Annotated in this window: 20 protein-coding genes and 1 pseudogene; 8 read left to right on the forward strand and 13 right to left on the reverse strand. The window is 72.2% G+C overall.

Annotation, left to right across the window (positions count from 1 at the left end):
• Positions 1 to 45: 45 nt before the first annotated feature.
• Complete coding sequence (locus tag ACFE7W_RS15720) at positions 46 to 1,434, reverse strand: ADP-ribosylglycohydrolase family protein (RefSeq protein WP_375425756.1); 1,389 nt, start codon at positions 1,432 to 1,434, stop codon at positions 46 to 48.
• Positions 1,435 to 1,503: 69 nt separating this feature from the next.
• Between ACFE7W_RS15720 and ACFE7W_RS15725 the strand changes: the two genes are divergently transcribed.
• Positions 1,504 to 3,354, forward strand: coding sequence for a glycoside hydrolase family 2 protein (locus ACFE7W_RS15725; protein ID WP_375425757.1), 1,851 nt, complete (start codon positions 1,504 to 1,506; stop codon positions 3,352 to 3,354).
• A gap of 63 nt (positions 3,355 to 3,417) precedes the next feature.
• Here the strand turns inward: ACFE7W_RS15725 and ACFE7W_RS15730 are convergent, their stop codons facing one another.
• Both ACFE7W_RS15730 and ACFE7W_RS15735 read right to left on the reverse strand, forming a co-directional pair.
• A complete protein-coding gene (locus ACFE7W_RS15730) occupies positions 3,418 to 4,401 on the reverse strand; it encodes a magnesium transporter CorA family protein (RefSeq protein WP_375425758.1) in 984 nt (327 codons plus the stop codon).
• 76 nt (positions 4,402 to 4,477) lie between these two features.
• Entirely contained in the window at positions 4,478 to 6,178 is a 1,701-nt protein-coding gene (locus ACFE7W_RS15735) for an aldehyde dehydrogenase family protein (RefSeq protein ID WP_375425759.1), read from the reverse strand.
• Positions 6,179 to 6,289: 111 nt separating this feature from the next.
• On the opposite strand from ACFE7W_RS15735, the gene ACFE7W_RS15740 reads away from it, so the two are divergent.
• Complete coding sequence (locus ACFE7W_RS15740) at positions 6,290 to 7,546, forward strand: aromatic acid exporter family protein (protein ID WP_375425760.1); 1,257 nt, start codon at positions 6,290 to 6,292, stop codon at positions 7,544 to 7,546.
• A 289-nt stretch (positions 7,547 to 7,835) separates the two neighbouring features.
• Positions 7,836 to 9,710 (forward strand): right-handed parallel beta-helix repeat-containing protein, encoded by a 1,875-nt coding sequence (locus ACFE7W_RS15745; RefSeq protein WP_375425761.1) that lies wholly within the window; start codon positions 7,836 to 7,838, stop codon positions 9,708 to 9,710.
• Positions 9,711 to 9,732: 22 nt separating this feature from the next.
• On the opposite strand, the gene ACFE7W_RS15750 is transcribed toward ACFE7W_RS15745, so the two are convergent.
• From ACFE7W_RS15750 to ACFE7W_RS15785, 8 genes are all read right to left on the reverse strand, one after another.
• Entirely contained in the window at positions 9,733 to 10,539 is an 807-nt protein-coding gene (locus ACFE7W_RS15750) for an SDR family NAD(P)-dependent oxidoreductase (protein ID WP_375425762.1), read from the reverse strand.
• The gene (locus ACFE7W_RS15755; protein ID WP_375425763.1) at positions 10,536 to 11,360 is read right to left on the reverse strand and encodes a M55 family metallopeptidase; all 825 of its coding nucleotides are present in this window, start codon (positions 11,358 to 11,360) and stop codon (positions 10,536 to 10,538) included. The genes ACFE7W_RS15750 and ACFE7W_RS15755 overlap by 4 nt, the downstream gene beginning before the upstream one ends.
• Complete coding sequence (locus tag ACFE7W_RS15760) at positions 11,357 to 12,304, reverse strand: N(4)-(beta-N-acetylglucosaminyl)-L-asparaginase (protein WP_375425764.1); 948 nt, start codon at positions 12,302 to 12,304, stop codon at positions 11,357 to 11,359. Before ACFE7W_RS15760 ends, ACFE7W_RS15755 begins: the two co-directional genes overlap by 4 nt.
• The gene (locus tag ACFE7W_RS15765) at positions 12,301 to 13,176 is read right to left on the reverse strand and encodes an ATP-binding cassette domain-containing protein (protein WP_375425765.1); all 876 of its coding nucleotides are present in this window, start codon (positions 13,174 to 13,176) and stop codon (positions 12,301 to 12,303) included. The genes ACFE7W_RS15760 and ACFE7W_RS15765 overlap by 4 nt, the downstream gene beginning before the upstream one ends.
• On the reverse strand, positions 13,173 to 14,261 hold the full coding sequence (locus tag ACFE7W_RS15770; RefSeq protein ID WP_375425766.1) for an ABC transporter ATP-binding protein: 1,089 nt from the start codon (positions 14,259 to 14,261) through the stop codon (positions 13,173 to 13,175). The genes ACFE7W_RS15765 and ACFE7W_RS15770 overlap by 4 nt, the downstream gene beginning before the upstream one ends.
• Entirely contained in the window at positions 14,258 to 15,112 is an 855-nt protein-coding gene (locus tag ACFE7W_RS15775) for an ABC transporter permease (RefSeq protein WP_375425767.1), read from the reverse strand. Before ACFE7W_RS15775 ends, ACFE7W_RS15770 begins: the two co-directional genes overlap by 4 nt.
• A gap of 61 nt (positions 15,113 to 15,173) precedes the next feature.
• Positions 15,174 to 16,115 (reverse strand): ABC transporter permease, encoded by a 942-nt coding sequence (locus tag ACFE7W_RS15780; RefSeq protein WP_375425768.1) that lies wholly within the window; start codon positions 16,113 to 16,115, stop codon positions 15,174 to 15,176.
• A 34-nt stretch (positions 16,116 to 16,149) separates the two neighbouring features.
• Positions 16,150 to 17,694, reverse strand: coding sequence for an ABC transporter substrate-binding protein (locus ACFE7W_RS15785; RefSeq protein WP_375425769.1), 1,545 nt, complete (start codon positions 17,692 to 17,694; stop codon positions 16,150 to 16,152).
• A gap of 142 nt (positions 17,695 to 17,836) precedes the next feature.
• On the opposite strand from ACFE7W_RS15785, the gene ACFE7W_RS15790 reads away from it, so the two are divergent.
• From ACFE7W_RS15790 to ACFE7W_RS15810, 5 genes and pseudogenes are all read left to right on the forward strand, one after another.
• Positions 17,837 to 19,957: an amidase family protein gene (locus tag ACFE7W_RS15790; RefSeq protein WP_375425770.1), complete on the forward strand. Its 2,121-nt coding sequence runs from the start codon at positions 17,837 to 17,839 to the stop codon at positions 19,955 to 19,957.
• The gene (locus ACFE7W_RS15795) at positions 19,954 to 20,670 is read left to right on the forward strand and encodes an SDR family NAD(P)-dependent oxidoreductase (protein ID WP_375425771.1); all 717 of its coding nucleotides are present in this window, start codon (positions 19,954 to 19,956) and stop codon (positions 20,668 to 20,670) included. Before ACFE7W_RS15790 ends, ACFE7W_RS15795 begins: the two co-directional genes overlap by 4 nt.
• Before the next feature lie 145 nt (positions 20,671 to 20,815).
• Positions 20,816 to 21,844: pseudogene (locus ACFE7W_RS15800) on the forward strand (dipeptidase).
• A 74-nt stretch (positions 21,845 to 21,918) separates the two neighbouring features.
• Positions 21,919 to 22,182 carry a type II toxin-antitoxin system Phd/YefM family antitoxin gene (locus ACFE7W_RS15805; RefSeq protein WP_375425772.1) on the forward strand — a complete coding sequence of 88 codons (264 nt, stop codon included), beginning with the start codon at positions 21,919 to 21,921 and terminating at the stop codon, positions 22,180 to 22,182.
• Positions 22,179 to 22,574, forward strand: coding sequence for a type II toxin-antitoxin system VapC family toxin (locus ACFE7W_RS15810; RefSeq protein WP_375425773.1), 396 nt, complete (start codon positions 22,179 to 22,181; stop codon positions 22,572 to 22,574). The genes ACFE7W_RS15805 and ACFE7W_RS15810 overlap by 4 nt, the downstream gene beginning before the upstream one ends.
• A gap of 82 nt (positions 22,575 to 22,656) precedes the next feature.
• Here the strand turns inward: ACFE7W_RS15810 and ACFE7W_RS15815 are convergent, their stop codons facing one another.
• Entirely contained in the window at positions 22,657 to 23,301 is a 645-nt protein-coding gene (locus tag ACFE7W_RS15815) for a GntR family transcriptional regulator (protein WP_375425774.1), read from the reverse strand.
• A 10-nt stretch (positions 23,302 to 23,311) separates the two neighbouring features.
• Positions 23,312 to 24,082, reverse strand: coding sequence for a class II glutamine amidotransferase (locus ACFE7W_RS15820; protein ID WP_375425775.1), 771 nt, complete (start codon positions 24,080 to 24,082; stop codon positions 23,312 to 23,314).

Here is a 24,082-nt window from a genome sequence, read left to right on the forward strand (position 1 = left end):
TCACGCATGCATGACGGTGGCTCGTCCCGGGGTAGCCGTCCGGGCTCAGCCTCGGGCCGGGACGACCCGGGCGAGGCCGCCGGCGGCCAGAGCGTGGGTGCGGGCGGCGAGGTCGCTGATCGAGGAGTTGTCGAAACCGAAGAGGGCCGAACGGGTGCGGTCGTGCAGCGGCTCGACGAGCCGGGTGGGCAGCCCGGCCGGGTCACCGGCGAGGATGCCGGCGACCGAGCCGACGGTCGCGCCGTTGCAGTCGGTGTCCCAGCCGCTCATCACCGCCGCGCCGACCGCGGCGGCGAACTGGTCCTCGTGCCAGAGCAGCCCGGCCACCACGGCCGCCGCGTTGTTGATGGTGTGCACCCAGGAGTGGTGCCCGTACGCCCGCTGGATCTCCGTCAGGGCCTGCTCCCAGGTGACGCCGTCGGCGTGCAGCTCCAGCACGTGCCGCAGGGCTGCAGCGAGCCGGGACCGGGGCGGGACCACGCCCAACGAGACGGTCACGGCCTCGAGCGCCGACGACGCGTCGAAGGCGGCCGCGACCAGCGCCGCCGCCCACATCTCCCCGTACACCCCGTTCGTGGTGTGGGAGAGCGACGCGTCGGCGTAGGAGAGCTCGGCGGCGGCCCAGGGGTCGCCCGGGTGGACGTAGCCGAACATGTCGCCCCGGATCTGCGCGCCGATCCACTCCCGGTACGGGTTGCGGAAGGTCGCCGTCCGGGGCGGCTCGAGACCCAGCGTCAGGTTGACGTAGGCCGCGCGTTCGGCGGTGTAGACCTGCCGCAGCGGGAACAGCGTCGTCCAGGCCTCACCGACGTGCTCGGGACGCAGGCTCCTGCCGTAGGTCTCCAGCAGGTGCAGCGCCAGGATCGGGTAGTCGATGTCGTCGTCCCGCGCCGAGCCGTTCACGTTGCCGCGCGTGGTCTCCGGCCAGTTCTCGCGCAGCACGAACGCCGCCGGCATCGGGTCGAGGACGGGGACGTAGTCGTCCAAGGGGTACGCGCCGGCCCGCTCGAGGTAGTCCCGGATGTGCGCCGCCGTCCAGTGCCAGCCCCACTCCAGGGGCTTGCCCACGTTGCAGCCGACGACCCGACCCAGCCAGGCGGCGTGCAGCTGGTCCGCCAGCCCGGCCCGGGACCCCGAAGTCGGGGTGGGGACGGCAGGCAGGCTCGCCCGTATGTCCGCGAGGGTCTCGGGCTCCTCGAAGGCCCAGTCGTCCCGGCGTTCGAGGTCGGCCATCCGGTCGACCAGCTCCAGCAGGGCCGGCCCGTCGTCGGCGTCGGTGGCGTTGGCCTCCGCCACCACCGCGGTGACGTCGTACCCGCTCTCCCACCGCTGCGACACCTCGTCGGCCAGCAGGTCACGCGGCCGGAGCGGGTCGATCGTCGAGTGCCGGTACGCGTCGACCAGCGCGGGCATTGGACCGACGTCGGGGCTCATGGCCCCAGCGTGCCGCCCGTTCCCGCCCCGTGCGACTTACGACGTTGTAAAGCCTGGCACGATGTCACCATGACCTCTCCCGACGTCCCGTTCGACGGCGCCTACCCGCGGCCCCAGCTGGTCCGCCCGCACTGGTGCGACCTGAACGGCCCCTGGTCGTTCGCCTACGACGACGACCGGGTGGGGACTGATGAGAACTGGCCGCAGGACGGCGCGTTCGACCGCACCATCACCGTCCCCTTCCCACCCGAGTCGAAGGCCTCCGGGATCGCCGACCCCGGCTTCCACCCGGTGGTCTGGTACCGGCGGGAGGTGGGAGAGGCGGAGCTGCAGAGCGCCGGGCTGACCGACGCCGGGCTGACTGATGCCGGACGGGGGCACCAGGGCGACCGGGTGCTGCTGCACTTCGGCGCGGTGGACTACCGCGCCGACGCCTGGCTGGACGGTCAGCACCTGGGCCACCACGTCGGCGGCCAGACCCCCTTCGCCTTCGACGTCACCGCGCAGGTCCGCGCCGCGACCGGCCCGATGACGCTCGTGGTCCGGGCCGAGGACGACCCGTTCGACGTCAGCCAGCCGCGGGGCAAGCAGGACTGGCAGCTCGAGCCGCACGGCATCTGGTACCACCGCACCACCGGCATCTGGCAGCCCGTCTGGCTCGAGGCCGTGCCCGAGGAGCGGGTCGAACGGCTGGCCTGGTCGTGCGACCTGGTGCAGGGCACGGTGCAGGTCGACCTCGAGCTGGGCCGGCGACCCGCGGTGCCGGTGACCGTACGGGTCGAGCTGCGCCACGAGGGCGAGCTGCTCGCCGAGGTGGCGTTCCGGCAGGACACCCCCCGCAGCCGCACCGTCATCACGCTGCCCCGGCAGACCAACGGCCAGGCGTACGAGTCGCTTCTCTGGTCGCCCGAGCACCCGCGGCTGATCGACGCGGTCGTCACCCTGGCGGCGACCGACGGCACGACGCTGGACCGGGTCGGGTCCTACCTCGGCCTGCGCAGCGTCGGCTGGGCCGACGGGCACTTCCTGCTCAACGACCGGCCGCGCTACCTGCGGTCGGTGCTCGCCCAGAACTACTGGCCCGAGTCGCAGCTGGCCGCGCCGAGCGCGGATGCCCTGCGGGCGGAGGTGCAGCTGATCCTCGACCTGGGGTTCAACGCAGCCCGGGTGCACCAGAAGGTCGAGGACCCCCGCTTCCTGGCCTGGGCGGACCGGCTGGGCCTGCTGGTCTGGGGCGAGTTCCCCGCGGCCTTCGAGTTCTCCGCAACCGCGGTCCAACAGACCGTGCCGGAGTGGACGGAGGTGGTGCGCCGGGACAGCTCACACCCCAGCATCGTCACCTGGGTGCCCCTGAACGAGAGCTGGGGCGTCCAGCACATCGCGCACGACCCCCAGCAGCAGGCCTTCGCCCGGTCCCTGCACCAGCTGACGCGCGCCCTCGACCCGACCCGGCCGGTGGTCACGAACGACGGCTGGGAGCAGGTCGACCCCGACCTGTGGACCATCCACGACTACGCCGTCGAGCCCGAGGTCCTTGCCGCCAGCTACGTCGACCGGCAGACCATCCGCGGGCTGGCCGCGGGCGTCGGACCCATCGGCCGCCGGCTGCAGCTGGGCGACGCGACCGACCGGGGCCAGCCGGTGATGGTCACCGAGTTCGGCGGGGTCCGCTACGCCTCGAGCGAGCCGGGCAGCTGGGGCTACGTCAGCGTGGGCGACGCGGAGGCGTACGAGCAGCTGCTGCGCGGGCTGTTCGCGGCGCTGCAGTCCTCTCCGGCGCTGGCCGGCTTTTGCTACACCCAGCTGACCGACACCCTGCAGGAGGCCAACGGGCTCACCGACGCCGAGCGTCGTCCCAAGCTCGACGTGGCGCGGATCCGGGCGATCGTGCTGGGCGAACCCGCGCCGACGGGTAGTTGATCAACCGCGAAGCTGATCACTCGCGACGTTGATCAACCGCACAGATCGTCATCCAGCGCACGATCACCACCAGCCCTGGCGTTTCGCCCAGCGCAGCAGGATCAACGAGAGCGTCAGCATGATCACCAGCAGGATCGTCAACGCGACCCAGTGCGTGCTCTCGTTGACGATCACGTTCATGCCCAGGACCGAGGAGAGGGCGGTCACCGGCAGGGTGACGGCCGCGATCACCGCCAGCCGCTCGGCCGCGATGGTCATCTTGGTGTCGGTCCGCGCGCGGTAGAACTCCGTCACCCCCATCAGGAAGTCCAGCTGGCTCTGGCTGATCTTGGCCACCCGCTCGTACTGGTCCAGCAGGTCCTTGAGCAGCGCCCGGCTCTCCTTGGGCACGAAGGTGGCCACGGTGATCGCCCGCTTGCAGATCTCCCCGCTCTGCGCGGCCATCGTGCGGATGGTGGTGAGCTCGTGCCGGGCGGTGAACAGTGCGGTGAGGAACGCCTGCGGCTCCTCGTCGGCGGCACCCATCACCCGCTGCTCGAGCAGCCCGACCTGCCGGGCGAGGTCACCGGTCAGGGTCTCCTCGTGCCGGATCACCGCCGACACGACGGCGTAGGCGACGTGGAACGGCGACTCGGGCCGGAACCGGCCCGACTGCATCCGGCTCAGCACCCTGCCCGTCTCGCGTAGCGCGACCTCCGGCGGCACCACCGGGTTCAGCGGGCCGTGGACGGTCACCAGGTAGTGGGTGGCGATGAACTGGTCGAGCTCGAGGTAGTGGACGTGCCCGGCGGTCCCGATCTCGGGCGCGTGCAGGATCAGGTACAGGTGGTCGGAGTACACGTGGACCCGAGGCGTGTGGTTTCGCTCCCGGGCCTCCGCGAGCGCCATCGGGTGGAAGCCGAACTCGGCCGCGAGAATGCCCTCGGCCTCCTCGCTCCACTCGGGCACGTCGAGCCAGAGGAAGCCGTCCTCGCGCTGCCGGAGGTCGTGCAGGTCCGCGAGGTCGCGTTCGCTGACCCCGTCGGCGTCGATCCACCACAGCTCCATCGCTGCCATCCTGCGCCCGGCCGAGCGTTCCGCGCCAGCGATCGAGCCGGGTTGTCTCAGGGCACGGCTGAGCGCGTCAGAGCAGGTGGCGCAGCAGCCCGGGCAGCCTGGCCCAGCTCGGGTCGGCCTCGAGCCCGACGAGGTCGGCGCCGGCCCGACCGGCGCTCGGGTGGTCGGCGAACCAGGGCGGCGTGGGCCGGACGCGGATCCCCCCGCGCAGTACCGCCTTGTCGAGGCCGCCCAGCATGCCGGAGTTGTGCACCCAGCCGAGCCCGCTCTGCACGTCCTGAAGGGTCGAGCTCGGGTGGCCGCCCCAGGGCAGCGAGACGAGGGCGTAGTTGAGGGCCGGCCAGTGGTTGATGGCCACGTTGCCGTAGCGCAGGTCGGTGACCGAGCGGTCGAGGGCCTGGGCGACAGTCGGGTCGCGCTCCAGCTCGGGCGGGACGATGATCGCGGCGCTCAGGGTGCCCCACAGGGTGTCGTTGGCGAAGGTGGTGGCGGCCGCGAGGAAGTCGACCGGGTCGGGGCCGGCGACCGAGGTCTCCGAGAGCAGGGAGCAGAACGGCTCGGTCACGAAGAGCGGGTCGTCGGTGGCCGTGGCGTCGAGTCCGCGGATGACGCCCCAGGGCAGCTCCCCGGCCGCCGGCGCCCCGAGCGGGCGCACCTCCCGCCCCTCGGTCAGGGTGGCGTAGCGCTCGGCGGCCCCCGGGTAGTAGGCCCGCCGGGTGGGGACTCCCGCGAGGTAGCCGCTGACCAGGTCGAGGAACTCCTCCCGCTGCGGCCAGCCGCTGGCCGTGACGAGCATCTTGGCCGAGATGCAGTTGAAGGAGGCGTTGTTGGCCACCATCGTCGCCAGGTAGCGGGCCTGGAAGGCGAGGTCGGCCGGCCGGTAGCGGTGCGGGACGACGGCTACCGGGGTGACGTTACCCAGCTCGGAGGTGATCGGCACCGCCAGTACCGGGTCGTTCGCGGCGCGGCGACGGTCCTGCTCCGGGCCGGGCGGTCCCCAGACCAGGGCGTCGTGGGTCTGCGCGGACCCGGTGAGATGGACGGCGTCGATACCGGGGTGCCCGACGAGGTGCCGGCCGACCTCCGCACCGCCGTAGACCACCCGCAGGAAGCCGGCCTCGACCAGCGGCGCCAGCGCGCGCTCGACGAAGGGGCCCACCCACTCGTTCACCGGGTTGATCTTGAGCAGGCAGACCTGGCCCTCGTTGAAGAGCTTCGTGAGCACGTCCATCGCCGGGATGCTCGAGGCGTTACCCGCCCCGAGGACGAGGCAGACGCCGCCCTCGGGGTCGGCTTCGGCGTAGAACGGGGCCTGGCGGGCGCGGGCCGCGTCGGCGTCGAGCCCCTCCTGCAACAGCGCGTACGCCGATGTGCCGCGGTACAGCGCCCGGTCGAGGCCGGTGACCGGGAACAGGTCGACCTCCAGCCGGCCGTCGGCGCGCGACCGGGTGCCGGTGCCGAGCGGGGGACGGCCGGACGAGGCGATGGCGTCCAGGCTCGCGGCCAGCAGCCGCAGGTGCCGGACGGTCGGCAGCGGACCGGCCAGCCACTCCTCAGCGGAGGTGGCCGGCAGGCCCTTGGCCTTCAAGCCGCGGGCTGACCACGCAGGCGCGACCTCCACCACCCGGGGGATGCACGACCGGACGAGCCCGGCCTTCGCCGCCGGGCCGAGCCGGGCGAACCTGCGCGCGCGCTCGTGCAGCTCACCCACCGCGCGGTCGAGGTCGGCGGTGGCGGTGGACCTGGCGCTCGTCGCGGGCGCACTCATGCTCAGCTGGGCCATCCTCGAGGGTACGAGCGGGCAGCGCCTGGCCACAAGAACCGACCGGCGGTTCGGCCCGTCGTCGGCACCCCGAGCTGCGACCGCCAGACTGGCTCTGTGGCGGAGCGGCTCCAGCAGGTGCGGTCCCGGCTGCGGTCGAGCCTGCGTCAGGCGCTGTGGTGGGTGTGGCCGGCCTACCCGCAGTCCTGGTCGGCCGTCCCGGCCCGCTTGCGACCGGCGACGGCCCAGATCGGGCGGCTGACGGCCGCCGCGGTGGTCGCCTACCTGGTGGCCGACGCGGTCACCCCCGGCATCCTCGACCTGACGGCCCCGCTCACCGCCCTGCTGGTGGTGCAGGCCTCGACCGTCGGCACGCTGCAGATGGGACTGGTCCGGGTGGGTGCGGTGCTCACCGGCGTCCTGGTCGCGGTCGGGATCGCCAGCACGATCGGGCTGACCTGGTACAGCCTCGCCCTGGTCATTGCGGCCTCCCTCGCGCTGGCACGGCTGCTGCGGCTGGGCGACCAGTCCCTGGAGACGCCGATCAGCGCCATGCTCATCCTGGCCGTGTCCGCGCCCGAGATGGCGGCCGAGGGCCGGGTCGTCAACACCCTGATCGGGTCGGTCATCGGCGTCGCCTTCAGCCTGCTGCTTCCCGTCTCGATCCCGAGCGCGCGGGCGACCAGCGCCGTCCGCCGGGTCGCGCACGCCCAGGCCGCGCTGCTGGACGAGGTGGCCCTGACCCTGGCCGACCGTGCGCCGCACCCGGAGGAGCTGCAGGCGTGGTCGGACTGGCTGGCCGACATCGAGGGCGACGTCGACGCCGCCGGGGCCGCCGTCCGCGCCGTCGAGGAGAGCCGCCGGCTGAACGCCCGCGCGCTGGCGGAGGCCAAGATCCACCCGGGTCTGCAGGCCGCGCTCGAGCGGCTCGACCGCTGCTTCACCGCCGCCCGCGCCCTGGTGGTGGTGATCGGCCGCGAGTCCAGCGACGCAGAGGACGCCACGGACCAGCCGGCGGTCGAGCTCCGCCGCGCGTTCGCGGTGGTGCTGGACGACGTCGCGGACGCGGTCCGCACCTTCGGTGACCTGGTCAGCGCCCAGTTCGGCGGCGCCACCCTGGACCGCGTCGAGGAGCTGCGCGGGCGTACCGCCGAGTCGGTCCGCGAGACCAGGGCGGTGCTCACCGAGCTGGTGCTCCTGGACGTCGACCCCCGTCGGCAGACCCCGCTCTGGATGCTGCAGGGCTCGGTGCTGGCCGTGGTCGAGCAGATCCTGCTGCAGCTGGACCCCTCCCCCGACACGCTGGTGCGTCGGCCGGCGCCCGACCAGGCCGCCGGCATCGCCTGGCTGAGCCGTTACCGGCCGACGAGGTAGGCGTCCGCGCCCCGCTGGCCGGCCGCCGGGGGTGCTCGAGGTGAGAGCCGCGCCTCGGCCGATCGGTCGGCGGGACCTGCCCGGCTGAGCGGGTCGGCCGGGGCGGTCAAAAGTCCCGGGACGGGCCGGGCCCAGCGGCCCCGAGAGCCCGGGCGAAGGGCCCTGCGGCCGGGGACTTCCGGCTTCCGCCCCGGGTCCTTTCGGCTCTGCTGAGCGTGATCGGCGTTGACCAGACTCGAGGTGTTCGCTGCTGCGGGGAGCAGACCACGTCGATTGACCGGGAGATCTCGTGACCGCCTCAGCCGCCCACCACACCCTGCGCCCGCTTTCCGCGAGCCGGACGAGCCTGCTCAAGGCCGGGCTGACCGTCGCGCTCGCCGTCGTGGCCACCGCCACCCCCCTGCTGGTCGATACGCCGGCCAGCGCGGCCGGCACCACGCAGCTCACCGGGTCCAGGTCGGCCACGAGCTCCTCGGCCAAGCTGCACGTCTCGCACGGGGCGGGCCAGGTGGGCAGCGCCCGCTACGCCGTCCCCGGTGACGCGGTGGTGGTCTCGCGGACCGGCAGCGACACCAACCCGGGCACCCTGGCCAAGCCCTTCCGTACCCTCGCCAAGGCCGTCACCCGGGTACGGGCCGGCGGCACCGTCGTGCTGCGCGGCGGGACCTACCACGAGTTCGTGCTGGTCCCCCCGGGTCACGACGCCACCATCCAGCCCTACCCCGGCGAGAAGGTCTGGTTCGACGGCACCCGAGCCGTGACCGGCTTCAAGCGCTCCGGCAGCGCATGGGTAGCCCCGTGGAAGGTCCGGCTGGACTCCAGCCCGACCTACGTCAAGGGCGCCCCGGACGGGAAGGCCGTCGGCTGGCAGTTCGTCAACCCGAAGCACCCGATGGCCGCCCACCCCGACATGGTCTGGCTCGGAGGTCACGAGCTGGCGCAGGTCCGCAGCCGCAGCCTGGTCAAGGCCGGCACCTTCTACGTCGACACCGCCAAGGGCCAGCTGGTCCTGGGCAGCAACCCGGGCAGCAAGAAGGTGCGCTCGTCGGACCTGCCGACCGCCTTCTCGCTGCGCGCGCCGGGCACCGTGCTGCGCGGCTTCGGCATCCGCCGCTACGCCGACTCGGTCTGGCAGCAGGGCGTGGTGACGGCGTACTACCCGAACATGACGCTCGACAACATGACCGTGCTCGACAGCGCGACCGGCGGGATCGGCTTCTACAAGTCCGGCTCCACGATCCGGCACACCACCGTGGACGGCAGCGGCCAGATCGGCATCCAGGCCAGCTTCGCCGACGGCCTCGTGATCGACGACGTCTCGGTCACCGACAGCAACGACGAGCAGTTCAACCCCGGCCCCAGCGCCGGCGGGATCAAGGTGACCCGGACGCGTGGGCTGACCCTGCGCGACAGCGAGATCCTGCGTACCCAAGGCAACCAGTTCTGGGCGGACGAGTCGACCTCCGACATCACGGTCACCGGCAACGAGATCCTGAACGGAACCCGCTACGGGGTGCTGCTGGAGATCTCCTCGACCGCCGCCGTCACCGACAACGTCATCGCCCACAACGCCTACGACGGCGTGATGGTGACCGACACCGACAAGGTGCGGGTCTGGAACAACACGATCGTGGCCAACCGTCGCGCCATCGCCTTCGCCCAGGACTCCCGCCGCGGCAGCCAGCCCGGGACGGCCGGGCACGACCCGCGGCGGCCCCAGCCGGACCCCACGATGCCCTGGGTGCTCGGTCACAGCTCGGTCAGCAACAACGTCCTGGCGGCCGGCGCCCACGCCAGCGCCGTCCTCTCCGTCGAGAGCTACCAGCACGCGTTCAACGCCGGCGACCTCGTCATCGCGGTGAACGGCAACGCCTACGCCCAGCCCAAGCTTGGCGGTCCCCGGGCTACGGTCGTCTGGGCCCGCGCCGGCGCCCAGCCCGTCCGCTACGTCTCGTTGGACACGTTCCGGGCGGCCACCGGCCAGGAGAGGGCCAGCGTGCACGCGCTGGTCAGCACCCCGGTCGACGGGGCCTACCGGGTGACCAGCGCGATCAGCGCCCAGTCCGCGACCGTCGCCCGGCCCCTGCCGGCCGACCTGGCCGGGCTCGCGGGGCACGCGGCGGGCACCAAGCGGCTCGGGGCCTGGAACCGTCCGGTCGCCTGAGGGCCGGACGGGCGCGCCGGGCCTACCCGTGGTTGAAGGTGGTGGTGCAGCCCCCGTCCACCGTGACGATCGAGCCCGTCATGAACGAGGAGTCGTCGCCGGCCAGGAACACCGCCACCCGGGCCACCTCGTCGGCCTGGGCCTGGCGACCCAAGGGCTGCAGCGCGGCCGCCGACTCGCGGCGCGCGTTGGCCACCGCCGCCGCCGCGGGCCCGAGTCCCGCCCGGTAGCCGCCCATGTCGGTATCGATGTAGCCGGGGCAGATCGCGTTCACCCGGACCCCGAGCGGCCCGTAGTCCACTGCCAGCTGGCGGGTCAGGTTGACCACCCCGCCCTTGGACGCGCAGTACGCGGGCGCCAACGGCGCCCCGATGACCCCGTAGGTCGAGGCGACGTTGACGACCCGGCCGCGACTCCGGTCCGGGTGCGGCCCTGACGCCAGCAGGTACGGCATGGCTGCGCGGGCACACAGGAAGGGGCCCGTCAGGTTGACCGCCAGCACGCGCGCCCAGACCTCGACCTCCAGCTCGTGGGCCAGGCTGGAGCCGCCGGAGATCCCCGCGTTGTTGACCAGGACGTCGATCCCGCCGTAGGTCTCGACCGCAGTCGCCACCATGGCCTGCACCTGCCCGTCGTGGGCGACGTCGCAGCTGAGGCAGAACGCCTCCCCGCCCGCCTGCTCGATGACGGCGACCGTGCCGGTGCCGTCGGCCACGTCGGCCACCACGACCCGCGCCCCCTCGGCGGCCAGCCCGGTCGCGATCGCCCGACCGATCCCGCCGGCCGCCCCGGTCACGACCGCGACCCGACCCGCCAGCCGGCCGGTCACTCGACGATCGCCCGGGTCAGCTGCACGACGGTGATGAAGGTGCGAAAGAGGACGATCGGGTCCTCAGCGGTCACCCGGACGGTGCGTGCCCCGGCCCGCTCGACGTTCTGCACCCAGGTGGCCATCTCGGCGAAGTCGCCGTTGCCGAAGTCGATCTCCAACGTCGCGGGCAGCTCGATCGCGGGCGGCGAAGCCGACGGGAGCCCGGCCACCGCGGCCGCGGCCGCCGCGAAGATCAGCTCCTTCGCCTCGGAGGGGTGCAGCGACTCGGCGGCGAAGCGCGTGACCGAGTGCTTCACGACCGCGGCGTGGATGCCGGGGCAGATGCGGCCTGCCTCCTCGGCGGTGGTGTCGTCGCCGGTGACCAGCACGACGGGTACGCCGTGGCCCAGAGCGACCAGGCAGTTGATGCCGGACTCCCCCACCTCGATCCCGTTCAGCAGCACCCGGGCGATGGCCTTTGGGTTGTACGTGTGCGAGAGCGTCGAGGCCTCGCTGGCCATCGAGCCGTGGTAGCTGACGAAGAAGACGGCGTCGAAGGTCGGGTCCAGCCCCTGCATCATGTACATCGGCTTGTGCCGGCCCGAGAGGTAGCGGGCGTTTCCGAGCAGCTCGTCGGGCCGCAGGTTCTGCATGGTGGAGTGGGAGTCGTTCACCAGGAACTCCGTCGCTCCGGCCGACTGGGCGCCGCTGATGGCGGCGTTCACCTCGTCGGTGAGCAGCCGTCGGTAGTACTGGTACTCCGGTCCCGGGCCGATGCACTGGCTCCAGTCGACAACACCGGCCGTGCCCTCCATGTCGGAGGACAGGAAGATCTTCATCGCACGCTCCTGGGGTGGATCTCGGGTTCGGCGGAGTCCGCGGTCATCACCGCATACGTCGAGCCGGGGCTGCCAGCGGCGCCACCATGGCGTCCGTCAGGGGTGAGGGCCAGCACCCGCAGCTCGGCCCGGAAGTCGTCCGGCAAGGTAGCGGCGTCGGCCAGGGCGTCCCGGCAGGCCCGCTCGACGTCGTCGCCACGGCCCAGAGCCTCGACCACCGTGCGCGCGGTGCCGGCGCGCAGGCTCAGCTCGCCCCGTCCGGTACAGGCGGCGCCGCCGTAGCGCAGGTCGCACCAGTTGCCTGCGCCGGGCAGGGCCGAGTCACCGACCCGGCCGGGGTACTTCCAGGGGTAGCCGCTGGTGGAGACGCCCACCACGAGCTCGCCGCTCGCGTCCAGGGCGAGGACGTTGATCGTCCCCCAGGGCCCGTCGTGCGGAGCGAAGCGACGGACCAGCTCGAGAGCCGCGAGCCGGTAGGCCCGGTCGCCCTGCAGGCCCAGGGTCCGCTCGCCCTCCACGTTGGCCTCCTCGAGCTGCAGGGCCTCGCGGAACAGCCGCCGGGACTCCTCCGTCAGCAGCTCGGCGGTCTCGAAGCCGCACTCGTCGGCGAACGTGGCGGCGCCCTCCCCCACGAGCACGCAGTGCTGGGGCAGCCGCTCCATCACCGCCCGGGCCACCGAGATCGGGTTCGGATAGCCCTGCAGCGCCGCGACCGCACCGAAGGCCCGGCTCGACCCGACCATCACCGAGGCGTCCAGCTCGACCACCCCCCGGGCATTCGGCAGGCCCGAGGTGCCGACGTAGTGATCGGCCAGGTTGTCCTCGCAGACGCGCAGCGCGGCCTCGACCGCATCGAGGGCCGAGCCGCCGTCCCGCAGCACCGCCATCCCGTGCGGCAGGCCGACCTCGCTGCGTTCGGACCCGATGATCACCGGCGCGGTCATCGCAGGTCGTCCCCGACGGCCGGGATCCGCCGCGTGGCCAGCCGTGGCACCGAGGACAGCAACAGCTGCGTGTAGCTGTCCTTCGGCTCGCGGAAGACGTCGGCGGTGACGCCGGTCTCGACGACGACGCCGTCGTGCATGACCGCGATCCGGTCGCTGATCTGACGGACGACCGCCATGTTGTGCGAGACGAAGAGCATCGAGAGTCCCAACGTCGCCTTGAGATCGAGCAGCAGGTTGATGATGTTCGCCTGCACCGACACGTCGAGGGCCGAGACCGGCTCGTCGGCGATCAACACCTCCGGCTCCAGGGCCAGGGCCCGCGCGATGCCGATCCGCTGCCGCTGACCGCCCGAGAAGGAGCGCGGCAGCTGGTCGACGGCCCTGGCCGGCAGGCCCACCAGGTCGACCAGCTCGGCCACCCGGCTGCGGACCTGCTGGCGCGGCACGATCCGGTGGTAGCGCAGGACCTCGCCGAGGGTCTGACCGACGGTCATCCGCGGGTTGAGCGAGCTGTAGGGGTCCTGGAACACCATCTGGACGAGCCGCCGCTGGGCCCGCGTGGGCGACCCGTGGAGATTCTCGCCCGCGTAGCGGACGGTCCCGGCGGTGGGCTTGTAGAGGCCGGCCGCGCAGCGGCTGAGCGTGGACTTGCCACAGCCGGACTCCCCGACCAACCCGACGGTCTCGCCGCGTCCGACGGCGAGGTCGACCCCGTCGACGGCCTTGACCACCCGTGAGCCCGAACCACCGAGCCGGGCCCACGCGCCACCCCGGCGGCTGAAGTGCTGCACCAGCCCCTCCACCGCGAGCACCTCCTCGCCCGCCTCCTGAGCCTGTCCGCCGGGTCCCTGAGCCTGTCGAAGGGTCACCTCCAGACCTCCTCGACCGCGACGTCGGCGATGGCGGCGGGCCAGCCCTCAGGTTCGTCGGCCCGCCAGCAGGCGCTGGTGTGCCCGTGGCCGACCGACCTCAGCGGCGGCACCTCGATCAGGCAGCGCTCGACCTGGGCCGGGCAGCGCGGGGCGAACGGGCACGGGGTCGTCGGCTGCATCAGGTCCGGCGGCTGGCCGGAGATGGTGAGCAGCCGGTGCACCGGCTGGTCCGGGTCGGGGACCGAGCGCAGCAGGGCCGCGGTGTAGGGGTGCCGCGGCGCGTCCAGCAGCACCTCGGTCCGGCCGTGCTCGACGATCCGGCCCGCGTACATCACGTTCAGCTCCTCGCAGGTGCCGCTGACCACGGCCAGGTCGTGGGTGACCAGCACCATGCCGACGCCGCGGTCGCGGCGTAGCGCGGCGAGCACACCGAGCACCTGCGCCTGGATGGTCACGTCGAGTGCCGTCGTGGGCTCGTCGGCCAGGATGAGACCGGGCTCGGCCGAGAGGGCGATGGCGATGCAGACCCGCTGCCGCATGCCGCCCGACATCTCGTGCGGGAAGGCCCGGTAGCGGCTCTCGGGATCGCGGATGCCCACCTGGGACAGCAGGTCGACGGCTCGGGCGTGAGCGGCCGACTTGCTCATGCCCAGCCGCAGCCGGGGCACCTCGGCCACCTGGTCGCCAATCCGCATCGTCGGGTTCAGGGCGGTGAGGGAGTCCTGGAAGATCATCGCCATCACCGACGACAGGTGCTGGCGGCGACGCGCCGGCACCATCCCGGTGACGTCCACCCCATCCACCACGATGCTGCCGCCGGTCACCGTGGCGGGCACCGGCAGCAGGTCCATGGCGGCCCGCAGGGTCAGGCTCTTCCCCGAGCCGGACTCCCCGACCAGTCCTACCGACTGGCCGGCCGACGCGCTCAGCGACACCCCGCGGACCGCGTGCAGGGTGCCGTCGGTCAGCGGGATCTCCACGTCGACGTCGTGCAGCTCCAGCAGCGGTCTGCCCGACCTGTTGGCGGGGGAGGTCGCTCCGGCAGGCGTCACGTCCGACAGCTCGGCCCGGGAGCGGGTCATCGGCGTCCGCTCCGCTGCACGAAGCCGTCCGCGATCAGGGCCAGGGAGAGGCCGGTGACCACGACGGCCAGCCCGGGCACGGCGGCCAGGTACCACTTGGTGAGGATGAAGCCCTGCCCCTCCTGGATCATCGAGCCCCAGTCGGGGATGGGCGGCGGCACGCCGAGACCGAGGTAGCCCAGGGTGACGATGGCCAGGATCGAGAGCACGATGTCGCTCATCGAGAACACGAAGGCCTGCAGCAGCACGTTCGGCACCAGGTGGCGCAGCAGGATCCGGTACGTGGGCAGCCCGCTGGCCCGCGCCGCCATCGCCCACTCCTGCTCCTTGGCGACCAGGACCTCACCACGCACGATCCGGGCGTAGGCGACCCAGCCCACCAGGGTGATGGCGATGTAGATGCTGGAGGTGCCCGAGCCCAGCGCGAACACCAGCGCGATGACCAGGACGAAGAACGGGAACGCGACCACCATGTCGACCACCCGCATCAGCACGAGGTCGAACCAGCCGCCGAACCAGCCGGCGAGCAGGCCGAGGGTGGAACCGATCAGGAACGGGAAGAGCACGGCGAGTGCCCCGACGCGCAGGTCGACCCGGGCGCCGTAGATCAGCCGGGCGAAGACGTCGCGGCCCAGCTGGTCGGTCCCGAGCAGGTGGCCGCCGCCCGGGGGCAGCAGGGAGGAGAAGAGGTCCTGCTGCACGGGGTCCCAGCGGGTCAGCAGCGGCGCGAGGATCGCGACCAGCACGATCAGCCCCAGCAGGCCGAGGCCCGTAACGAGGGTGGGGTTCAGCCGCAGCGGCGCGCTGAGAGAGGTGCGGCGGGCGCGGGGCGAGACGAGGGCCGCCGTCATGAACGGAGCCGCTCGGGAGTGAGGGTGCGCTCGTGACGGTGCCCCCCGCAAACGACGACCTTCATGCGAGCTCGACCCGCGGGTCGAGCAGGCCGTGGGTGACGTCGGTGAGCAGGTTGACGATCACCACCATCACCGCGAAGACCAGCGTGACGCCCTGCACCACCGGGAAGTCCCGGTTGAAGATCGCCTCCAGCATGAGCGTGCCCAACCCCGGCAGCGCGAACACCCGTTCCACCACCAGCGTGCTGCCGACCAGGTAGGCGATGTTGACGCCGAGGACGGTGATCGAGGAGACCGACGCGTTCCGCAGGGTGTGGCCGGTGATCACCCGGCGCGGGCTCAGGCCCTTCGCCCGGGCGGTGACGACGTAGTCGCTGTCCAGGACGCCGATCAGGGAGGTCCGCAGACTGCGGATCAGGATCGGCGTCAGAGCCAGCGCCACCGTGAGCCCGGGCAGCACGATCGAGCTCACGTGCTGGACCGGCGTCGTCCCGAAGCCGGAGACCGGGAACGCGTGCACCTTCAGCCCGAACAGCAGGACGAGCATGATCCCGACCCAGAACGCCGGCATCCCCAGGCCCAGCAGCGGCAGGCCGCGGATCAGCTGGTCCCACACGGACCCACGGTGAGTGGCGGCGAGAACGGCGAGCGGGACGCTGATGGCCAGCGACAGGATCGTCGCCGCCACCAGCAGCCAGATCGTGGCCGACAGCCGCCCCGCCACCAGCTCGTTGACGTCCGCGTCGTAGAAGAACGAGCGGCCGAGGTTGCCGTGCAGCAGCCGGCCGAGGAAGTCGAGGTACTGCCGCCAGATCGGGAGGTCCAGCCCGAACGTCTGGTGCAGCGCGGCCACCGACTCATCGGTCGCGCGCACCCCGAGCAGCGTCCTGGCCGGGTCGCCCGGCACCAGATGGATCATGAAGAACACGATCAGGGTGATGCCGAACAGCACCGGCACCATCGCCACCAGGCGCCGCAGCACGTAGACCAGGTGCCTCATCGACCCTCCCCGGCGGGCACGGTGTCACCACGGATCACGAGGCGAGCTTCACGTCCTCGAGGTGGTAGTTCCCGGTCGGGTAGACCTGGAACCCGCTCACCTTGGTGCTGAAGGAGTAGCTGAACGGGGAGTAGAAGAGGAAGCCCAGGAACGCGTCGTCGGCCGCCTGCTTCTGGATGGCGCTGTAGAGCTTCTGCCGTCCCGCCTCGTCGAAGGTCTGCTCGGCCTTCTTGGTGTCGGCGATCACCTCAGGGTTGTTGTAGCTGGTGTAGAAGGACTTGCTGCCGGCGCCCGGGTCGACGGCGAAGGTGACGAGCTCATCGGGATCGGCGATGTCCATCGTCCAGTAGGAATGGCTGATCTCGTACTTCTGCTGGTCCTGCAGGTCGTGCGCGGCACTCGGGTCGACGTTCTGGATCTTGACCGTGATCCCCAGCTCCTTGAGCGAGGACTGGAGGATCTGGGCGATGGCCTGGTCGGTGGTGTCACCGGAGTTGGCGAGGAAGGTGGTGGTGAAACCGTTCGGCACCGAGGACTTGGCCAGCTCCTCCTTGGCCTTCGCCATGTCGTACGTGAGCCCCGGCGTCGCCGCGTCATAGAAGGGCACGTTGGGCATCAGGAACGAGTTGGCCGGCGTGCCGTTGCCGAACAGCAGCGTCTTCACCATCGACTCGCGGTCGAGTGCGTAGGAGATCGCGCGCCGCACGTGGACGTCGTCGTAGGGCTTCTTGTTCTCGTTCATCAGGATGTAGTCGGTCTTGGTGCTGGGGAACAGCGTGACGCCGACGCCCGGCTGGCCCTTCAGCTGCTCGACGCTGGAGAACGGTGGGTTCTCGTTGATCTGGGCCTGACCGCCCTGCACCTGCACGTTGCGGGAGTTGTCGTCCGGGACGACCTTCCAGGTCACGCTGTCCAGGGACGGCTTGCCGGTGTCCCAGTAGGTCGGGTTCTTCTTCAGCTCGATCTCGCTGCCCTTGGTCCAGTGGTCCCAGAGGAACGGTCCGGTGCCGACGGGCGCCTTGTAGAAGTCGTCGTGACTCTTGCCGCCGTAGTCCTTCGGCACGATCGCGTTGCTGAAGTTGGCCAGGTCGGCCAGCAGCGGTGCCCAGGAGTACTTGGTCTTGATCACGACCGTCGAGGGGTCGGGCGCGCTCACCGACTTGATCGCGACGTCCAGGAACTCCCAGCCGCCCTTGGTGGCGCGAGCCTTGTCGAGGGAGAACTTGACGTCGGCCGACGTCATGTCCGCGCCGGTCGAGAACTTGACGCCCCGCTTGAGCTTGAAGGTCCAGGTCAATTTGTCCTTGGAGACGGTGTTGCTCTCGGCCAGCAGCGGCTGCACCCCCTTGCCGTCCGGGGTCACCTCGTACAGGGACTCGAACATCTGCTGGAAGACCCAGATCGACGCGTTGCTGAACACCATCGTGTTGTCCATGGACACCGAGTCCTGCGCACGGACGATCACGAGGTTGCCCCCGGAACCCCCGCTACCGGTGCTGGTGGGGGTCGAGCCGTTGTTGCTGCAGGCAGCCGCGACCAGAAGCAGAGACGCGGCGGCGACAACGAGAGGCTTGCGCAAGAGGATCCTCCGAGGCAGGGGTGAGCACATCTGGGCCCAACGTAAACCTGATATCTCAGGAGATGATCACGGGGGCGTTACAGGTCTGTGTCGCCGTCGAAGGACCGTGAGAACCGTCGGCGGCGGGTGCCATGCTGCAGCCGTGGACACCGTGATCATCGGGGCCGGCGCCATCGGCGGGACCTTCGCGGCCCGCCTGGTGCGGGACGGCCAGGAGGTGCTGCTCTGCGACGTCGACCCCGCCCACGTCGCGGCCCTGAACTCCGATGGGCTGCGGATCGTGGGCCCGGTCGAGGAGTTCTCGGTGCCCGTACGTGCGGTGCTGCCGGCCGACCTGCCGAGCAGGATCGGCCGGGCCGTGGTGGCCGTGAAGTCCCACCACACCGCAGCCGCAGTCGAGTTGCTGCGCGACCGGCTGGAGCCGGGCGGCTACGTGCTCTCGCTGCAGAACGGGATGACCAGTGACACCCTGTCTGCGGTGGTGGGCCCGGAGCGGGTGGTCGTCGGCTTCGTCAACCTCGGAGCCGACCTGCTGGAGCCGGGCGTGGTACTGCAAGGCAACGTGGCGACAGTCCGCGTCGGCGAGCCGGACGGTCGGGTGAGCGAACGGGTGCGCGCGCTCGCGGCCGAGCTGCCCTGGGCCGAGGCGACCGACAACATCGCCGGCTACCTGTGGAGCAAGGAGGCCTACGGGGCGATGCTGTTCGCCACCGCCGTCTCCGACCTGACCATCGCCGACGCCCTCGGCCACCCCGGTTACCGCCCGCTGATGCTGGGGCTGGGTCGCGAGGTGCTCACCCAGGCGGTGGTGCGCGGGGTCCGGCCCGAGCCGTTCGACGGCTTCGACCCGGACGACCTCGAGGGCTCGCTCGACCGGCTGGTCACCTTCAACCGGGCCAGCGCCAAGAGCCGGACGGGGGTCTACCGCGACCTCGCCGTCCGGCACCGCAAGACCGAGGTGGACGACCTCGCGACCCTCGACGGGCCGCTGACCGGCCACGTCGTGGACATGGTCCGGGCGATCGAGCGCGGCGAGCGGCGGTGCGAGGGCGCGAACCTGGACCTGCTGGCCGCCTACGAGCGGCTGGAACGGCTGGGTCGGCCGCTGCACGCGGTGGCCCGGGCCCTGCCCGCACCGGCCCGGGTGGCGGCGGGGCCGCTGCTCGGAGTCGCGGTCGCGGTCAAGGACATGATCGACGTGGCCGGCGTGACCCGCGGCAACGGCAACCCGCGCGCGATGGCCGGACCGCCCGCCCTGGCCGATGCCCCGGTGGTGGCTCGGCTCCGGGCGGCGGCGGCCGACGTGTTCGCGACGTCGAGCCTGCTCGAGTACGCCGCGGGCGCCCCGCACCCGGACCTGCCCGAGGCGCGGCTGCCGGCCAACCCGTCCCGGACCGCCGGTGGTTCCAGCGGCGGATCGGCGGCCCTGGTCGCCGTCGGCGTCTGCCCGGCCGCCCTCGGGACCGACACCGGCGGCTCGATCCGGGTGCCCGCCGCCTACGTGGGCTGCGTCGGCATCAAGCCGAGCTTCGGCCTGGTGCCGGTGGACGGCGTCACCGCCCTGTCGCCGTCCCTGGACCACGTCGGGGTGCTGGCGACCGATGTGGCCACGGCCGCCTCGGTGCTGCGGGTGGTCGGCCAGATCGGCACGGCTCCGGACAGGTCGGCGGCGAGCCTGCGGATCGGGGTGCTGCGGGCCGAGCTGGACGACCCGCGGGTGCAGCCGGGCGTCCGGGCCGCGGTGCTCGCGGCGGTCGACGGCCTGGTGTCGGCCGGGGTCACGGTGGCGGACGTGGACGCGGCGCCGCTCCACGCGCTCCACCCGACCTTCGGGGCGATCATCCTGTACGAGGCCTGGCAGGTCCACGGCGAGCTCGCCTCGTCGGACCCGACCTGGTTCGGACCCGACACCGACCGCCTGCTGAGGCTTGGGTCCGAGGTCGACGAGGTCGCCTACCGGGCCGCGCTGACCCAGCGGGAGGCCCTGGTGGCGGCGGCCGACGCGCTGATGGCCGGCGTCGATGCCCTTCTCGGACCGGTGGTGCCGTTCGTCGCCCCGGTCCGCACCCCGGTGATCGACTCCGCGGAAGGCGAGGTCGAGGGCCTGTTCACCATGTCGGCCAACCTCACCGGCCAGCCGGCGGTCACGTTGCCCTGGGGCGAGTCGGACGGGCTGCCCGTGGGGATCCAGCTCGCCGGCCGACGCGGCGCCGACGCCGAGCTGCTGGCCGTGGCCGCCACCGTCGAACGAGTGTTGGCGTGACCGGCCTCGCGGGCAAGGTGGCGCTGGTCACCGGGACGGCGCACGGCATCGGGGCGGCCATCGCGGCCATGCTGGCCGAGCAGGGCGCGTCCGTGCACGGCGTCGACCGGCTGGCCGGGCCGGGCGTGAAACCCCTCGACGTCACCGACGCCACCGCGGTGGGGGCGTTCGTGGCCCGGGTGGGACCGGTCGACGTGCTGGTCAACAACGCCGGCGGCGTGGCCGGCCAGACGGGCCGGCCGCTCGAGGAGGTCTCGGACGCGGACTGGCGGGCGGTGGTCGACGCCAACCTGACCAGCACTTTCGTGTGCACGCGGGCCGTCGTCCCAGGCATGAAAGCCGCCGGCTGGGGCCGGATCGTCAACATCTCCTCGGGCGCCGGCCGCAGCGTCAGCCTGACCGGCATCCAGGCCTACGCCAGCGCCAAGGCCGGCCAGATCGGCCTGACCCGCCAGACCGCGCACGAGCTCGGCCGGTTCGGGATCACCGTCAACTGCATCGCCCCGGGCTTCGTCCTCTCCAACCCGACCACTCAGCGCCAGTGGGAGAGCTACGGGGACGAGGGCCAGGCGGCGCTCGTCGCGGGCATCGCCGTCCGCCGGCTGGGGACGCCCGCCGACATCGCCAACGGTGTCAGGTTCTTCACCGCCGAGGGCTCCTCCTGGGTGACCGGCCAGACGATCGCGATCGACGGCGGCCACGGCATTTTCTGACCACTACGAGGCGTACTCCTACCTCGACCCGCCGCTGACGCTCCCGTTCCCCCTCGCTCCCGAGCTCGGCCGGGTGCCGCCGTACGCGGGCGGCCTGACGGTCGCCGAGCAGCAGCGGGCCGACGGGCTGCTGCGCGAGAGCCTGGTGATCAGCCTGCACGACCACCCGGTCCGCTTCCCCGCGGACATGGCGGACACCCCGGCCTACAACCGGACCGGCCGTCAGCACACCGCGTACGCGGGCCTGGCCGCGTCGGGGATGACGGTCGTGTTCGACAACCTGATGGACGGGACGGCCTGCGTCACCGGGCAGGCGCCGTGGCGCTGGGACGACGTGGTCATCGACCTCGGGATGCGTCAGGCCGACCTCGCTCACCAGAGCCAGGTGGTAGTGGTCCGCGACGTCGCCGACATCGCGCGCGTGCACGCCGAGGGCCGGGTCGGCCTCGTGCTGGGGCTCGAGGCGGCGACGCCGATCGACAACGAGCTCGACCGCCTGGACGTGCTGCACGGCTTGGGGCTACGCCAGGTCGGCATCGCCTACTCCGACGCCAACGCCCTGGGCAGCGGCCTGGCGGAGGCCCGGGACGGCGGGCTGACGGCGTTCGGCCGCCGGGCCGTGCGGCGGATGAACCAGGTCGGCCTGGCCATCGACGTCTCGCACTCCTCCCCGCAGACCGCGCTGGACGTCTGCGCGGTCAGCGACCGGCCGGTGCTGCTGACGCACGGCGGCGCCCGGGCGGTCTGGGACATCCCGCGGATGATGCCGGACGAGGTGCTCCGGGCCGTCGCCGGCAGCGGCGGAGTCATCGGCATCTCCGCCGCCCCGCACACCACCGTCTCGACCTCCCACCCGCGGCACTCGATCCACTCGGTGATGGACCACGCGCTGTAGGTGGCCGAGCTGGTCGGTGTCGAGCACCTGGCCTTCGGGCCGGACACCCTCTACGGCGACCACGTCGGCCTGCACACGGTGTTCGCGAACCTGATGGGTGGCGCCACCGCCGGCGCGCCGCCGCACGAGCGGGTGCCGTACGTGGACGGGCTGGAGAACCCCACCGAGAACTTCGCCAACCTCACCGGCTGGCTGGTCCAGCACGGCTGGTCCGACGAGGACATTCGTCTGGTCCTCGGAGCCAACGTGCTCCGGGCGCTGCGCGACAGCTGGCTCTGAGCGGGGAGGTCGATCGCGATGCGCCGGCGAAGGAGACAGAACCGGCGTAGCACTTCCGGTGCTACTCTCTGGTCATGCAACGCATCGGCGTCCGGGATCTGCGCCAGCACGCGAGTCGCTACCTGGCCAGCGTCAAGGCCGGGGAGACCGTCGAGGTGACAGAGCGGGGCCGGCTGGTCGCCCTGCTGGTGCCCCCCGATCCGGCCCGCTCCGCGCGTGACCGCCTGGTCGCCGAGGGACGACTGCTGCCCGGCACCGGACGGCTCGTCCTGCCGGATCTGGTGGACGCCGACGTGACCACCGAGGAGCTCCTCGACGACCTCCGCGGGGAGCGGTGATCTACCTCGACTCGTCGGCCCTGCTGAAGCTGCTGGTCCGTGAGCAGGAGAGCGTCGCGCTGCGCACCTGGCTCAGCGAACGGAGCCAGGTTCCCAGCGTGAGCAGCGAGCTGGCCAAGGTCGAGGTGGTACGGGCCATCCGGCGGGTCGACCCCGCGCGGGTCGCCTCGGCCAGGGGCCTGCTGGCCGGCCTCGAACTCGTCCCGCTGACGGGTGCGGTGGTCGAACAGGCCGGGGAGGTGGGCGACGACCGGCTGCGAAGCCTGGACGCGGTCCATCTCGCCAGCGCTCTCGCCGTCGCGGACGGCCTCTCGGCGTTCGTCGCCTACGACCACCGCCTCAGCGCTGCGGCGCAGGCGGCAGGACTGGACGTGGTGACCCCAGGACGGTGAGCGCCGCCCACCGATGCTCCCTGGATACCGATCCGGGGCGTTGCCGAGCCCAGAACGCCATCCCCGGAGCCTCCGTCAGCGGTCAGCGCCCGAAGACGTCCTGCAGCAGCTCGCGGGAGGCGGCGATGTGCTCGCGCATGGCCTGTTCGGCGGCCTCGGGGTCCCGCGCCTCGAGCGCCGCCAGCAGCGCGGCGTGGGACAGCATGCTCGAGTGCTGGGTGGGACGGGTGGCCCAGTAGGAGCGCCAGAACCGCAGGTTGTGCTGGAGCAGCCGTTCGGCGGCGTCCTGCAAGAGGCCGTTGCTGGCCATGCCCACCAGGAAGGCGTGGATGGCGTGGTCGTCCCCGAGGTAGGCCTCGGACTGGTCACCCGAACGCGCCTGGTCGGCGGCCGCCACGAGGCCGCGCAGCTCGACGAGGTCCGCCTCGGTCGCCCGTCGCGCCGCGATGTAGGCGACACCGCACTCGATCGCCTCGCGGGCCTCGAACATCTCGAGCACGTCCTCGAGCCCGACCGGCGTCACGAAGGTGCCGCGCCGCGGGATGACGGTGATGAAGCGGTCCGTGGCCAGCCGGGCGATCGCCTCCCGGACGGGCATCCGGCCGAAGCCGATGTCGTGGGCCAGCTGCGCCTCGTTGACCATCGTCCCCGGCGGCAGACGCAGGTCGAGGATCATCGCCAGCAGTTCCTCGTACGCCCGGTCGCTCGCCCGCGGCGACGTCGTCACGCGACCGACCTCACCCGGCGACCGCCACGTCGAGCTCCACCGGGGTGGCCAACGGGACCACCGAGGTGTGCAGCGTGCCGCGTTCGACCACCAGCATCTGCCCGTTGCCGAGGGTGTCCCACCCGGAGCGGTCCGCCCAGCCGGTGGACGTGACCACGACACGGTCCTCGACCCGGCGGTGCAGCAGCGGGTAGTAGTCCGGGTCGTCGTCGGACCCCGGGTCGTAGGAGCAGGCGGCGTAGAGGTGGGTCGGGGTGAGCAGCAACGCATTCAGGCTGTTGACGACGGCCCCCGTCCGCACGATGGCCTCGACGGTCCGCACCAGCGCAGTGCCCGGCTCCTCGTGCCGCATCCGGGACCGCAGCGCGAGGAAGTACCGCTCGCTGTCCGTGGTCCCCTGGCGGTGCGGTGCCAGCTCGGGGGCCACCAGCTCGTCCAGCGCCGAGGGCGGTTTGACCGACCCGTTGTGCGCGAACGCGACCGTGCCGTCGGTGAACGGGTGGGTGTTCTCCGGTCCCACGGCCAGGCTCAGCGTCGCCCAGCGCAGGTGGGTGAGCGAGGCGAGGGCCGGCTCGTCCCGTGTGAGGCCCGCCAGCTCGGCGCTGGTCAGAGCCGAGCTCGGGTCGCGGCGCAGCTGGAGGTCGTGCGCACCCGTGCTCCAGGCGTGACCCCAGCCGTCACCGTGCCTGCGGGCCAGGGCGAAGAAGTCCTCCCGGCCGTTCCCGAGCAGCGCGTCCACCGTCACGGGGGTGCGCGAGACCACACCGAGCAACCGACACAT

It is taken from the genome of uncultured Friedmanniella sp. (assembly GCF_964244285.1).
In the GTDB taxonomy this organism is placed as follows: Bacteria; Actinomycetota; Actinomycetes; order Propionibacteriales; family Propionibacteriaceae; genus Microlunatus.

What these genes read in the sequence shown, in the direction of transcription:
- ACFE7W_RS15725 (WP_375425757.1), top strand. Translation starts at nt 1,504, where the DNA reads ATGACCTCTCCCGACGTCCCGTTCGACGGCGCCTACCCGCGGCCCCAG.
- ACFE7W_RS15760 (WP_375425764.1), bottom strand. Translation starts at nt 12,304, where the DNA reads ATGACCGCGCCGGTGATCATCGGGTCCGAACGCAGCGAGGTCGGCCTG.
- ACFE7W_RS15770 (WP_375425766.1), bottom strand. Translation starts at nt 14,261, where the DNA reads ATGACCCGCTCCCGGGCCGAGCTGTCGGACGTGACGCCTGCCGGAGCG.
- ACFE7W_RS15730 (WP_375425758.1), bottom strand. Translation starts at nt 4,401, where the DNA reads ATGGAGCTGTGGTGGATCGACGCCGACGGGGTCAGCGAACGCGACCTC.
- ACFE7W_RS15780 (WP_375425768.1), bottom strand. Translation starts at nt 16,115, where the DNA reads ATGAGGCACCTGGTCTACGTGCTGCGGCGCCTGGTGGCGATGGTGCCG.
- ACFE7W_RS15755 (WP_375425763.1), bottom strand. Translation starts at nt 11,360, where the DNA reads ATGAAGATCTTCCTGTCCTCCGACATGGAGGGCACGGCCGGTGTTGTC.
- ACFE7W_RS15805 (WP_375425772.1), top strand. Translation starts at nt 21,919, where the DNA reads ATGCAACGCATCGGCGTCCGGGATCTGCGCCAGCACGCGAGTCGCTAC.
- ACFE7W_RS15820 (WP_375425775.1), bottom strand. Translation starts at nt 24,082, where the DNA reads ATGTGTCGGTTGCTCGGTGTGGTCTCGCGCACCCCCGTGACGGTGGAC.
- ACFE7W_RS15735 (WP_375425759.1), bottom strand. Translation starts at nt 6,178, where the DNA reads ATGAGTGCGCCCGCGACGAGCGCCAGGTCCACCGCCACCGCCGACCTC.
- ACFE7W_RS15775 (WP_375425767.1), bottom strand. Translation starts at nt 15,112, where the DNA reads ATGACGGCGGCCCTCGTCTCGCCCCGCGCCCGCCGCACCTCTCTCAGC.
- ACFE7W_RS15720 (WP_375425756.1), bottom strand. Translation starts at nt 1,434, where the DNA reads ATGAGCCCCGACGTCGGTCCAATGCCCGCGCTGGTCGACGCGTACCGG.